The organism is Paenibacillus filicis (assembly GCF_038070315.1).
Lineage (GTDB): Bacteria > Bacillota > Bacilli > Paenibacillales > NBRC-103111 > Paenibacillus_G > Paenibacillus_G filicis.
Genome location: NZ_JBBPCC010000015.1, coordinates 70837 through 83843, shown reverse-complemented (window position 1 = coordinate 83843; position 13007 = coordinate 70837). Strand labels below are relative to the sequence as shown.

The following is a 13007-nucleotide window of genomic DNA, read 5'->3' as shown; positions in this document are numbered from 1 at the left end:
GCATGAGCGAATATGCCTTTATTGTACAAGCTATGCTGGGAAAAGTTTGTTAGAACCTGTAGAAGGCTCCAAAATACTTTTCCCGTTAAACTGCTAGCGTTCGCGCGGGTTCGTCAGGAGAGCGGCCCGTTCGATGCCGGGAGGTGGAACAATCCGCAGTTGATGGCGGAAATTTGGACGCGCGGCCGGTATTGCCATTCGACCTCTTGCGTACGCCGCTCATACTGGGCGTCGATCTCGGCTCGAATCTCGGGCTCGGCCGTCTTGAGCAGCGCCTCGTAATAGTCCCGAACCCGGTTATGCTCCTCGCGAAGCCGGATATTGGCGTTCATGGCCCAGCGGTGATCGTAACGCGCCAGCTTCTGTTCCATGAACTGTTCCAGAAAAAGAACGGCCCGTGGCAAGGTCAGCTTATCCGGGACGACATAGACCCTTGCCGGAAGCCGGGGCGTAAGCCTGCGCGGAGCGATCCATTCCTGGAACTGCTCGCGGATCTCGCCGGTCTGCAGCTGGATGCCGATGGAGTGAAATTCGCTGCGCTTCATATCGCAGGTCAGCTCGACCTTGTAATTGACCGCCAGCCACGTTTCGTAAGGGATGGTGTGCGTGGGCTGCGCCGTCTGCGGTGAAGGGGGAGAATAGGCTTCGAACAGCCGGACGAAGCGTCCCTTGGCCTTCACGGCGGCGAAGATTTGCTCCAGCCTGCGGCTGCCGTAGGTCATCTCGTCGCGCGGCACCCGTGCGGTGAAGGTCGTAGGCACGAAGCCGAAGTAGCGGCCGAGGATGCTGTCACCCTGCGGCGGCTGTCCGGCCTGTGCTTGCCCGTCCCCCCCGGTGGCTGCCTGGCCCGCTGGCGGCGGGGAGCCCGCAGAGCTGGCTTGCCCGTTGGCGGCTGGGGCGGGGGCTCCTGATGCCGCGGCCACCGTGCCTGCCCGGGCCCCTGCTGGGTTCCCGGGCTGCGTGGCGGCGGCCGTCATCCCGGGCGGTGCCGCCGTGCTGATGCCTGGCGGCGGTCCGGACGTCTGGGGCTGCGGATGCAGCTCCCGGTACGTGTCCGGGTCGAAGATGAAGGTGCAGGTCATCGTCTCCGGCGTGACGCCCGTCCGCTCCACGAAGCTCCAATAATAGGGCCGGTGCGTCAAATCGCGGTCGGCGGACGGGGAGAGCTTCACGGTGACATAGGCCGGATGCTTCTCGACAATGTCGCATTGCTCGGCCTCCAGGTAGCGGAGGACGAAGGATTGGATCTGGGTGCTGTCCATGGTCATGGCCGTACCTCCCCGCCACCGGGCACTTGCTGATTGACCGTTTGGCCAACGGCGCTGAGCAGGGAGGAGAAGGGGGCCGCTTCCTGCGTGCTGAAGCCCGGAGCCTGAGCCCCGGACCCGGCTTCTCCGCGCAGCATGGTGAACGACTCGCCCAGATCTTCAATCTGGCGGCGGATGTCGCTCGGATCGCGGGCGGTCAGGATCAGCTTGGCCAGATGAGATTCCAGCGGGGTGTTCTGCTCCAGCCGCTCCAGGATTGTATCCAACTCACCGATCACGAGCTCGAACATGTTGATTTTCTCATGCAGCAGAGAGAGAATATGCTCCTCGATCGTGCCCGTCGTGGACAGATTATAGATCTTCACATCCTCCTGCTGCCCGAGTCGGTGAACCCGGCCTATCCGCTGCTCGACCCGCATCGGATTCCAGGGCAGATCGAAGTTAATCATATGGTGGCAGAATTGAAGGTTAATGCCCTCGCCTCCGGCTTCGGTGGCGATCAGCACCTGGGCGCGGTTGCGGAACAGGTCCATCATCCAGTCCTTCTTGCCCCGGTTCATGCCTCCCCGGTAGGGGACGGCGGTAATTTTGCGGTCTCGCAAATACTGCAGCAAATATTCCTGGGAGGCACGGTATTCGGTGAAAATGATGACCTTGTCCGGAATGGACTGGATCAGCTCCAGTACCTTTTCCGCCTTGGTATTCGCCTTGATCCCGCGGATGACTTCGACGAGCTCCCAGATCTTCGGTCGGATCGGGGAGTCCTCTTCCGTCTTCTTAAACATGTTCACGAGCGTGATAAACACCGCGTCCCGGCTGGAACAGACCTCGCGCTGGAGCGTCACAAGCGACAGCACGCTGCTCAGATCGCCGCCGGACTCCTCGTACCTCGTGCGGACGAACTGGGTCACACCGTCGTAGAGCGCCTGTTCTTCGGACGACAGCTGCAGCGGAATATTGCGAACGATCCGCTTGGTGAAGGACACATTGCCGTCGCTGCGCCGGTTGCGGATCATCACCTTGCCCAGCTCCTGCTGGAGCTGCTCCTCATTCTTCGGCACGCGCTTGTCGACGACGAAGTTGGCCTGAAAGCTCGTCTGGCCGCCGAGCTGTCCCGGCTTGAGCAGCGTGATCAGATTGTACAGCTCCTTGAGGTCGTTTTGCACCGGCGTAGCGGTCAGCAGGAGGCAATACTTTTTCCGCAGGTCGAGTACGAACTGGTAGTTGGTTGTTTTCTTATTCTTGAGCTTATGCGCTTCATCGATAATCAGCATATCGTATTCCTGGTCCATGACGATGCCACGGTGCGGATCGCGCTTGGCGGTATCCATGGAGGCGACGATGATGTCCTGTTGGGCCCACATGTACTCCTTTTTCTGAGCAACGGCGGGAATGCCGAACTTCTGGTTCAGCTCGCGCACCCATTGGAGAACAAGCGAAGCCGGAACGAGAATCAGCACCTTGCGGACGAGTCCGCGAATCATATATTCCTTCAGAATCAGCCCGGCTTCAATCGTCTTGCCGAGCCCGACCTCATCAGCCAGAATCGCGCGTCCACGCATCTCGGTGAGCACCTTCTTGGCGGTTCCTATCTGATGCTCCATGGGTACGAGATTCGGCAAGTGGGACAAGCACAGCAGATCGTCGAACGAGCGGATCATGCCGGAACGCTCGGCCTCGCAGGCGAGACGGAACATCGTCCAGTCGTCCCACGGTCCGTTTTTTTGCGCGCGGGCGTGCAGCTCCTCGAACCATTCCCGTTCAAAATGAAGCTCGACATGCTCATTCAGCGGGCGCACATGTTCTTTGCGTTCGGTCGGTTGCATGGTGGACACTCGCTCCTTTTCATCGGGGCTTGCTAAACTAGGTTGATGGATTAAGGCTTTACTGAACGGTACCGCTTGCAGCAAGTCTCGCAAGACCATGCGGTTCCCGGGTCCAGAGTTAATTTTTAGTATGGACGAAACCGCGCTCTTTCAAACGGGAACGGGATGCTTTATGATGAAGGGTAGCAACTTGGTTAAGCGTCATACTCTGAAGATGAGCAGGTGATGGAGATGTTGGAAACGAATGAATGGAGATGGATTCAGTCGGGGGCAGGCGACCCGGCCTATAATATGGCAGTGGATGAAGCGATTCTGACGGCTCACAGCGAGGGACTGGCCCCGCCTACGGTCCGGTTCTACGGGTGGTCCCCGGCGACGCTGTCGATCGGCTACTTCCAGAAGGCGAAGGATGAGATCGACTTCGGCGCGCTGAAACGCGAAGGCTACGGATTCGTACGCCGGGCGACCGGCGGACGCGCTGTCCTGCATGACCAAGAGCTGACCTACAGCATGATCGTGTCGGAGAGCTACCCGGGCATTCCACGCAGCGTCACGGAGGCTTACCGGATCTTGAGCCAGGGCTTGCTGCTGGGCTTCCGGCGCCTCGGCTTGGCGGCGGATATGGTGCAGCTGGCGAGTCCGGAGGAGCAGGAGAAATATGCGTCGATGGGATCGGCGGCCTGCTTCGATTCGCCGTCATGGTACGAGCTGGTCGTCGAGGGACGCAAGATCGCAGGCAGCGCGCAGACGCGGGCGAAGGGCGTCGTGCTTCAGCACGGCTCTATTCTGCTGGATCTCGATGCGGATGCGCTATTCGATCTGCTGCTGTTCAACAGCGACAGGATCAAGGACCGGATGAAGCAGCAATTTCTCCGCAAAGCGATTGCGATTAATGATTTGCTGCGCTCGGTCGGACGCGAGCCGGTCGGTCTCGCGGAGGTGGTCTCGGCCTTCGAAGCGGGGATTGCCGAAGGGCTGAATATTCGGTTGGTACCGGGCGAGCTGACGGATTACGAGCGGGAGCTGGCGGACAAGCTGGTGGAGGAAAAATACGGCAATGCGGAGTGGAACTTGCGCCGGTAAGGTATTCCTGCTGCCTTGCTGAGGGGATGGTTAGGAGAAGTCTCTTTGGCGGGCATTCAGTAGCTCGCAGTCGGATTTGTTGGAGAACGCTGGTGACGTGCACGGACGTCCCGGCGTTCTTTTTATTTGGACGTTGTCTGCAGCCGGTAGGTGAACCGAAGCAGGCATGGAGGGCCAACAATAGAAGAAGAGCCGTCCGTGTTCGGAGGGCTCTTCGCTGATGAATGGGTTGATGGTGGCACGGTGGAGTGCATGGTCGAATCGACAATAGATTGCTGCTAAGGGCACCGGCAGTTGTTAGGGCTGGAAAGTGCCGGCACAGGGGAACACGGAGTTGTCCGCTGTGTGGAGTCAGATATTAACGGCTGGAGATCGCCGTGTCAAAGGCGGTCTGCAGCTGCTGGACGATGGGACCGGGAGCGCCGTTGCCGACCGGGCGGTCATCGATGCGAATGATCGGCGTGATTTCGACGGTCGTCCCTGTCACGAACGCTTCATCGGCCTGACCAAGCGCCTCGAGGGTGAACGGCTCTTCAATTACGGGAATGCCCAGCTCCCGCGCAAGGCCCAGCACAACATAGCGCGTGATGCCGTGCAGGATCAGATGATTGGCCGGATGTGTGCGCAGAATGCCGTTCTTGACGATCATCACATTGGAGGCGCTGCATTCGGTCACCGTTCCCGAGCGGTGAAGAATGACTTCATCGGCTCCGCGGTCCAGCGCCTCTTGCTTGGCCATCACATTGGGGAGCAGATTCAGCGTCTTCAGATCGCAGCGCAGCCAGCGGATGTCCTCCCCCGTCACGGCGCTGATGCCGTGGCGCATCGCTTCGAGCGGGCGCTCATAGGGGTAGGCATAGGCCATCAATACCGGCTCGGCATAGGCCGGGAAAGGATGCGAGCGGGCGGCGATGCCACGCGTGATTTGCAGGTAGATGTTTCCGGTCTGCACATCATTGAGGCGGATGAGCTCCTGCAGCTTCTCTTCCATCACGGACCGGGAGAAGGGGAGAGGGATGCGAAGCGCCTTGGCTGTTCTCTCCAGCCTGTCGAAATGTCCGGCTGCCTCGAAGACGACACCATGGTACACACGGAAAACCTCATATAATCCGTCACCGAAATAATATCCCCGGTCGTCCGGTGAAATCTGTACGGCTTGGCGGGGGAGCAGTTCGTTTTGGTACCATATATAGGATGCTTGCGTCATAATAGAACGTCTCCTTTGCTGAGGGGATAAGAGTAAGGGAATAAATTTGTGATGAGAACATACGTTTGTGTTTAATTGAGGTTCTATGATAAGCTAATACTAGACTATCAAGGAGAACGGCGGAAGTCAAAATGCAGTCTGCTCACCAGGCGGGGGGAAAGCGAGAGTCAGTCCGGAACCCGGAAGACGGGTGTCGGCAGGTACGAATTAGTGAGCTTGCCGGAGGAAATAGAAGGGAACGGCAAGCCGCTATGAGGTGAACAGTGTTTTTCACCTTTTGTTCATTAGAACTACTACATATAGTGTTGTATAATGATTTAACATCCACATATTGCGATCATGAAACTTTTACATGTCCGGGAGGTTGTTGTCTTGAAGACGGTGAAGCAAGCCAAATTGGAAGGTTTAAGCGAAAAAATATTTCTCGACCGCTATGCCATGAAAGACGCGGACACGAACCGCACGCAGGTGGGGGACACGGTCCTGGTGCTGACCAAGGACGATCCGAAGTTTCCGGCCAAGGAGGTCGGGGAGGTCATCGAACGCCAGGGCTCGACCGTGAAGGTCAAGGTTCGCAGTGGAGAGATCGTAGAATCGTCGGTCGAGAAGCTGACACTTACCGTAGAGAAGACGCCTCAGCAGATGTGGGACCGTCTGGCTGGAGCTATGGCTTCCGTAGAGGCCACGCCGGAGAAGCGCCAGCTCTGGACGGATCGCTTCCGCTATATCTTGGACGACTGGAAGCTGGTACCGGGAGGACGGATCGCAGCCGGAGCGGATGCCAGCGACGAGCTGACTCTGTTCAACTGCTACGTCATTCCCTCTCCGCATGATAGCCGCGGCGGGATCATGGCTACGCTGACCGAAATGACTGAGATTATGGCCCGTGGAGGCGGAGTAGGGATCAATCTATCTTCTTTGCGTCCGCGTCGAGCGGTCGTCCGAGGTGTGAATGGTTCGTCCAGCGGCGCTGTTTCCTGGGGCGGCTTGTTCAGCTACACGACGGGATTGATCGAGCAGGGCGGCAGCCGGCGCGGCGCGCTCATGCTGATGATGAACGATTGGCATCCTGATGTGGTCGATTTTATTACGGTCAAGCAGTCGATGGGGCAGATCACCAATGCCAATCTATCGGTATGTGTGAGCAATGGATTTATGAAAGCCGTCAAGGAAGACCTGGACTGGGAGCTTGTCTACCCGGACACGACTGACCCCGACTATGACCCATTGTGGGACGGCGATCTGGACAAGTGGCGCAGCTTGGGTAAGGCGGTTATTCCTTATCGGACAGTCAAGGCACGGGAGATTTGGCATACCATTATCGAATCCGCCTGGAAGTCCGCGGAGCCTGGTGTCGTGTTTATGGAATATTACAACCAGATGTCCAACAGCTGGTATTTTAACCCGATCATCTGCACGAATCCTTGCGGCGAGCAGGGGCTTCCGGCTTGGGGGGTCTGCAATCTCTCGGCGATCAACCTATCCAAGTTCTACGATGAAGAGAAGCATGATGTGGACTGGGAGGAGCTGGCCAAGGTCGTACAGTATTCGACGCGCTTCCTGGACAATGTCATCGACAAGACTCCGTATCACTTTGAGGAAAACCGTGTCAACCAGCAGAACGAGCGCCGCATCGGCCTAGGCTCCATGGGATTGGCGGAGCTGATGATCAAGCTCCGCATTCGCTACGGCAGCACGGAATCGCTGGAGTTCCTGGACCGGCTGTACGGCTTTATGGCGCGTGAGGCTTATCTGGCTTCCGCCGATATCGCGGAGGAGAAGGGCTCTTTCACGCAGTTCGATGCGGATCTGTTTCTGCAGAGCGGGTTTATGAAATCGATGACCGGCGTCTACCCGGAAGTCGGCGATGCTGTGAAGCAGAAGGGGATGCGCAACGTGACGGTAATCACGCAAGCCCCTACGGGCAGTACCGGGACGATGGTCGGCACGTCGACCGGGATCGAGCCATACTTCGCTTTCGAATATTATCGCCAGAGCCGTCTGGGCTTCGACAAGCAATACGTGCCGATCGCGCAGCAGTGGAGGGACGAGCATCCGGATCAGGAGCTGCCGGACTACTTCGTTACAGCGATGAACTTGTCCGCGGAGGATCATATTCGCGCTCAAGCTGCCATCCAGAAATGGGTGGATAGCTCCATCTCCAAGACGGCCAACTGTCCCGCTGACTTTACGGTTGAAGAGACCAAGCGGCTTTATGAGCTGGCCTTCGACCTCGGCTGTAAGGGTGTCACGATCTATCGCGACGGTAGCCGAGACGTTCAAGTGCTGAGCACGGACAAGAAGGAAGAGAAGAAAGAGGAAGCTCAGGCTGCCGTATCTCCTCCGGCATCTGTGAAGGCGGAACCTGCGGTAGCGGCTGCAACTCCAGCTCCAGTAAAACCAGCGGCTGGCGAAGCGGGCTCACTCACCCGACTGACCGAATCCTTATCCGCGAACGCCCAGGTCCAGACCGAGCAGGTGGTCGACAAGCAATACAAACGCCGCCCGCAGGCGCTGCGCGGAGCGACATACAAATTCAACACGCCGTTTGGCATGGCATATATTACGATCAATGATATGAACGGTACGCCGAGTGAAATCTTCCTGAATGTAGGCAAGGCCGGCTCCGACGTGTTCGCCATGTCCGAGGCGTTGGGCCGGGTTTGCTCCTTGTTCCTGCGGTACGGCGATCACGGCAACAAGGTGCAGCTGCTCGTGAAGCATCTGAAGGGCATCGGCGGGTCCGGCGCGATCGGCTTCGGTGCCAACCGCGTGGAATCGATCGCCGATGCGGTCGCCAAGGCACTGGAGATGCATGGCGAATACACCGATACTGCAGACGACTACGTGACCGCCACTCAGGAGGTCGTAACGGAGCCGTCGGCCCTGCAAACGGTAACCCGAAGCGCCGCCACGTCGCTGTCGCTGGACCTGTGCCCTTCCTGCGGCTCGGCGTCGCTAATCAATACGGAAGGCTGCAAGACGTGCTCGAGCTGCGGGTATAGCAAGTGCTCGTGAGAAGGTCTGCTGGACAATAAAAGGAATTGTTTCCAAGGGTGTGGAGCATACTGTATGGCGTTAATAGCGCTGTGTATCCGTGAACATCAAAGCATTAGGTAAGAAATGTGATATTAAAAGAAGCGGCCCTCTAGCTAACGAGGTCCGCTTCTTTTCTTTGATATTCAGATTGTGTCCATAATCTCGAAGACAAAGTCCTGCATCCGTTCCTCCCCGCACCGCAGAAGGATCTGAGATGCGTCACATTCGTGAAGGGAAAGGCCAACTCCTTAAGTCCGGATAAACATCGTGGCAGTTGGATGGCGTGGCAATTTATATATGATTCCAATCGAGTTTGATTTCGAGCCCATTTCCCTGTAGAAAAGGATTCATTAAGCTGAAAAACCGGTTGAGCTATATGAGGCTATCCTTGAGGCAATCACAAGCCAGGGGAAGTGGTCATGGATCAATTTGCTGGAAGCGGGAATCTTGGCCGTCCGTCAATGAGAACGGGGCGTAGACCCGTTCTATTTGAGATCCTCCAGGTGAACGTAAGGCGAATGGTTCAAAATCTCTGATTTCCAGAGATTCTCTGGATGTGTAATGAAGAAAAAGGTCTGCTGCCGGTATGCCTTTTTCTTCATTTGTTTAGCATGTTCTGTTTTCGTGATAAATCCACTCATGGAGTTGACAATAAACAGACGACTTGTCACGTTTCGTCTTCGCTTCTGCCATCTTTAGAAACAGTGTCATCAGTTGATGTAGGGCTGTTTGGAAATCCAAGTCCCGAATCTGGTCGGCAAAGAGAAAAAACAAACCGCCCAGCGATTTGGCATCATTCTCCTGTCTGCGTTCCCATTCCATAACCAAATATTAATTCATGAGAGAAATAACTGAGCTGAGGAATGCGAATCTTGCTTTGGCTGACGGAACATCCAATCCAAATGACGATCTATCCGTTTCTGCTAATTGCCAACAAGTGTTTTAGATTATCATCAATAAATTGATTATCGGTACTGTTGATTCCGCGACCGGCAAAATGGCCCCAGATCGACTGGATTGGATTAAAGACAGCATTAGATATAAGCTTTGCTTCGTATTCATTATCGTCCGCTGTGCAGAAGAGATCCGTGCTCCCCGGCATGATGCAGGCAAGAGCTTTAATGCTCTTAAGCGCCATATCGAAATCTCCGTTATAGGAGGGGTTTGAACTAATATCTGCATGTTGGCCAGTCCATAACATGGCCAGGACGTTGTGCGGATTCATTTTCATAAAGCTATTTTCACAGACGCCAGTCACAAAGTCTTCCAAGGAGTCAAGTCCCAGTTCACGATAAAGCTCCTCTCTATAAAACGAATGCGAAAATCCCCATCCTGCATAGACCCGGCCAACGGCGCGCATGTCTGCAGAAGTCAACTGGTTTAGTTTAGTTGAATCGAAGCCAACTGCAGCCAGCAGTGAAGCTTTCATACCGTCCAGGACCACAAATGTATGGGGCCAAGTCTTGGCAATTCCCGAGATAGGTGCAATTCGTTCCACCATCTCTGGATAACTTGCACCCCATTGAAATGCCTGAATGCCTCCCATGGACCAACCAACTACGAGAGCAATTTTTTGAATGCCGAATTTTTCGGTCACCAGCCGATGCTGTAATCTAACGTTGTCATAGATGGTTACCTGCGGAAAATGAGCCCTATCGAATGGAGGGAGCGTGTTACTGGGAGACGAAGATAATCCGTTGCCCAGCAGATTTGGAATGATAATAAAATATTTCTCCGGATCCAGTGCCATCCCGCTGCCAATCAGCCATTCATTCTGAACATGCTGGTCACCAAAAGCAGTTGGATAGACGATGACATTATCTTTCTGTTCATTTAATTTTCCATAAGTCTTATAAGCAAGAAAAGCGCTTGGTAACGTCACTCCTGATTGCAAGGTTACATCACCCAAATTAAAAATTTCGTAATCCATCGTAGGGTCGCTCCCTTCAAATGAAACCACACGTTCTGTGTGTGACTTCTTGTGCTTAGTATAGAACTATGATACTTTCAATAAAAGTGAATGTAATTAAAAGTAATGTTCAATAATATTGAAAGCACAAGGGGGATCGTATGATGGAGTTGCGCCAACTGAATACGTTCTGCACGGTTGCATCAACATTAAATTTCACGCGAGCTGCGGAAGTACTGAATTACGTCCCCTCCAACGTCACGATGCAAATCAAAGCATTGGAGGATGAGCTTGGGGTTCGTCTCTTTGATCGCTTGGGCAAGCAGCTCGTTATCACAACTGCGGGTAAACGCTTTTTAACTCATGTCCAAGGCGTTCTTAACAAATTGGAAGTAGCTTGCAGCGACGTTCATGACAATGAAAATCTACGCGGCACCCTAACGATAAGTGCCAACGAGGTGATTTGCGCCTATCGGCTTCCAGCAGTCTTTCAACGGTTTCGTTCGCAGCATCCGGGAGTTCGTCTGATCTTCCGCTCCGTCCCAAATCAAGAGCTCAAGCAAACACTCTTTGATGGAACTGCGGATGTCGTCTATATGTTGGATGAGCCCATTCGCTCAAGCAGACTTGCCGTGGAACCGTTGCTAAAAGAAACTTTCTGCTTGTTCGCTGCTCCAGACCACCCGCTCGCAAAACAAACAGTGCTACAGCTGGAAGATTTTCATGGAGAAGTGTTCCTGACGAACGAAAAGGGGTGTCCCTATCGTACCATGTTTGACCGGTCATTTGAGAAAGAGGGCATTGATAGCATTACGTATTTAGAGTTTCAGAGTGCCGAGGCCATTAAACAATGTGCGATTTCGGGAATCGGTATTGCCTTTCTTCCTGAAATTGTAGCGGAAGCCGAAGTTGAACGCGGAGAACTTGTTGCCCTTCCATGGCAAATCCCAGACTTGCACGTGTATACACAGATGTTGTGGCATACAGACAAGTGGCTTTCACCAATCCTATTATCTTTCATAGAAGCAGCAAGGGAAGTTTTTGCTTTACAAGAGAAAAATCAAACCGGTTAGCCTATATATAGAAGATTCCGTGGACTAATTATGATATTTTTGCGCAGATTTCCTTTAACAAGATACAGTGCCAAAAATCTGCTAGAGGAGCTTGAGTCACATCCTACTGTTGATGTTAGGTATTAGCGAACGTTCAATATGCAACAATAAAGGCAGCGATCACTTAGATCAGCTGCCTTTGCTCAACTAAATAGGGAAGTAATTATCGTCAATGAGCAGAAAACGGGTCCTTGGATGCCTCCATATTTTTTTAGTCCGCTATGGACTCATTTGGAGAGAACATCATGAATTTTCCTCTTTCATACTCAGGCATGTCTCCTCTTGCGCCGATTAGCGATCTGACCGGAACGCCGTGCGCCGGCCGAAGCCAACGGTGATTAGTGTTATGAACGCGAGAATGATCATCGCTAAAGGGAGGGTCCATGCTCCGATGCCTTCGACGAGAAACGCACCGATTGCGCCGCCCGCAAAAATGGCTAGGTTGAAGGATGTGGTGACCAGGGATATAGCCGCGTCGGCATTCTCTCCAGCAACACCTCCTGTGGCGGTTTGAAGTTGTGTTGCCGAGCCTCCGAAGGCGAGGCCCCACAAGATGATGGCTAGGATCACAAGCGGCGTGGCCCCCTGTGTTGCGATGAGGATCGCACTGGCAACGATAAACAGACCTACGCTGGCAAGGGTAAGGCGGCGGAGCATACGGTCGACCAGCATGCCGGTGATCCAAATACCGCCGATCGCAGCGATGCCGAAGACGACGAGCGCGATATCGGGCCTCAGGTCGATGTGCATCTGCTGCAGGTAGGGGGCGATGTAGGTGTAGAGAAGATTATGTGCAAGCATCCAGACGAAGACGACGGCGAGGATGGTCGCCAGACCCGGAATGCGTAGTACCCTGGAGAGCGACATACGCTTCTGTGCCTGTTGGCCCGGAGCGTCAGGAACGAGAATCAACGCACCGATGAGGACGACAGCAATGAATAGGGACATCGCGGCAAATGTCCAACGCCATCCGACCATCGTACCAAGCCAGGTGCCCAGAGGAGTTCCCGCTGCGAGAGCGACTGGTGTACCGGACATAGCGATGGCCAAGGCGCGTCCAGCGTATTCTGGCGCGGTGATGCGCATCGCATAGCCGGCGAGCATACCCCATAGCAGACCAGAAAACGCTCCTGCGATAAACCGGACGATAAGGGCTATGGCGAGATTTGGCGCCAATACGGTGACGGTATTTGCGACTAGGAATCCCAGCAAACCGATGCACAGCAGCGGTTTACGTCTCGCTCCGCGGGTTAGCATGATTGCAGGAATCGCCGCGAGGACCGTTCCGATCGCATAGGCGCTGACGAACTGGCCTGCCAAGCCTTCGGAAACGCCTAGGCCTTGGGCGATCTGCGGGAGAAGCCCGGCCGGCATAGTCTCGGTCATGATCACGATAAAAACGGTACAGGCCATCACGATCAGTGCCGATAGAGGAAGTCGTTTGGCTATTTGGGCAGATATGGGGGTGTCGCTATTAGCAGTCATAGGGTATACCTCCTTAAATTATAGAAAGATTAGCCTAATTGGCTTTTTCTTAACTATTAGATCTTGAAATAGTCCGCA

Annotated in this window: 9 protein-coding genes and 2 pseudogenes; 4 read left to right on the top strand and 7 right to left on the bottom strand. The window is 54.6% G+C overall.

Annotation, left to right across the window (positions count from 1 at the left end; genetic code table 11):
• Nucleotides 1-113: 113 nt before the first annotated feature.
• The gene (locus WMW72_RS21605; protein ID WP_341417755.1) at nucleotides 114-923 is read right to left on the bottom strand and encodes a YqhG family protein; all 810 of its coding nucleotides are present in this window, start codon (nucleotides 921-923) and stop codon (nucleotides 114-116) included.
• 70 nt (nucleotides 924-993) lie between these two features.
• Between WMW72_RS21605 and WMW72_RS21600 the strand changes: the two genes are divergently transcribed.
• The gene (locus WMW72_RS21600) at nucleotides 994-1125 is read left to right on the top strand and encodes a hypothetical protein (protein ID WP_341417759.1); all 132 of its coding nucleotides are present in this window, start codon (nucleotides 994-996) and stop codon (nucleotides 1123-1125) included.
• On the opposite strand, the pseudogene WMW72_RS21595 reads toward WMW72_RS21600, so the two are convergent.
• Nucleotides 1107-1262, bottom strand: a pseudogene (locus WMW72_RS21595) (YqhG family protein); the annotation flags it as partial. The gene WMW72_RS21600 and the pseudogene WMW72_RS21595 overlap by 19 nt on opposite strands.
• Before the next feature lie 2 nt (nucleotides 1263-1264).
• On the bottom strand, nucleotides 1265-3094 hold the full coding sequence (locus WMW72_RS21590) for a DEAD/DEAH box helicase (protein WP_341417640.1): 1830 nt from the start codon (nucleotides 3092-3094) through the stop codon (nucleotides 1265-1267).
• Between the two features lie 231 nt (nucleotides 3095-3325).
• Here WMW72_RS21590 and WMW72_RS21585 point away from each other — a divergent pair, with 231 nt between their 5' ends.
• Entirely contained in the window at nucleotides 3326-4177 is an 852-nt protein-coding gene (locus WMW72_RS21585) for a lipoate--protein ligase family protein (protein ID WP_341417754.1), read from the top strand.
• 358 nt (nucleotides 4178-4535) lie between these two features.
• Here the strand turns inward: WMW72_RS21585 and dat are convergent, their stop codons facing one another.
• Nucleotides 4536-5384, bottom strand: coding sequence for a D-amino-acid transaminase (gene dat / locus WMW72_RS21580; RefSeq protein WP_341417639.1), 849 nt, complete (start codon nucleotides 5382-5384; stop codon nucleotides 4536-4538).
• 372 nt (nucleotides 5385-5756) lie between these two features.
• Between dat and WMW72_RS21575 the strand changes: the two genes are divergently transcribed.
• On the top strand, nucleotides 5757-8402 hold the full coding sequence (locus tag WMW72_RS21575) for an adenosylcobalamin-dependent ribonucleoside-diphosphate reductase (RefSeq protein WP_341417638.1): 2646 nt from the start codon (nucleotides 5757-5759) through the stop codon (nucleotides 8400-8402).
• A gap of 627 nt (nucleotides 8403-9029) precedes the next feature.
• On the opposite strand, the pseudogene WMW72_RS35645 reads toward WMW72_RS21575, so the two are convergent.
• Together WMW72_RS35645 and WMW72_RS21565 are read right to left on the bottom strand one after the other, a co-directional pair.
• A pseudogene (locus tag WMW72_RS35645) lies at nucleotides 9030-9254 on the bottom strand (IS4 family transposase); the annotation flags it as partial.
• A gap of 79 nt (nucleotides 9255-9333) precedes the next feature.
• The gene (locus WMW72_RS21565) at nucleotides 9334-10353 is read right to left on the bottom strand and encodes an alpha/beta fold hydrolase (RefSeq protein WP_341417637.1); all 1020 of its coding nucleotides are present in this window, start codon (nucleotides 10351-10353) and stop codon (nucleotides 9334-9336) included.
• Between the two features lie 143 nt (nucleotides 10354-10496).
• Between WMW72_RS21565 and WMW72_RS21560 the strand changes: the two genes are divergently transcribed.
• Nucleotides 10497-11405, top strand: coding sequence for a LysR family transcriptional regulator (locus tag WMW72_RS21560; protein ID WP_341417753.1), 909 nt, complete (start codon nucleotides 10497-10499; stop codon nucleotides 11403-11405).
• Nucleotides 11406-11735: 330 nt separating this feature from the next.
• On the opposite strand, the gene WMW72_RS21555 is transcribed toward WMW72_RS21560, so the two are convergent.
• Nucleotides 11736-12929, bottom strand: a complete 1194-nt coding sequence (locus WMW72_RS21555; RefSeq protein ID WP_341417636.1) for an MFS transporter — start codon at nucleotides 12927-12929, stop codon at nucleotides 11736-11738.
• Nucleotides 12930-13007 lie beyond the last annotated feature (78 nt).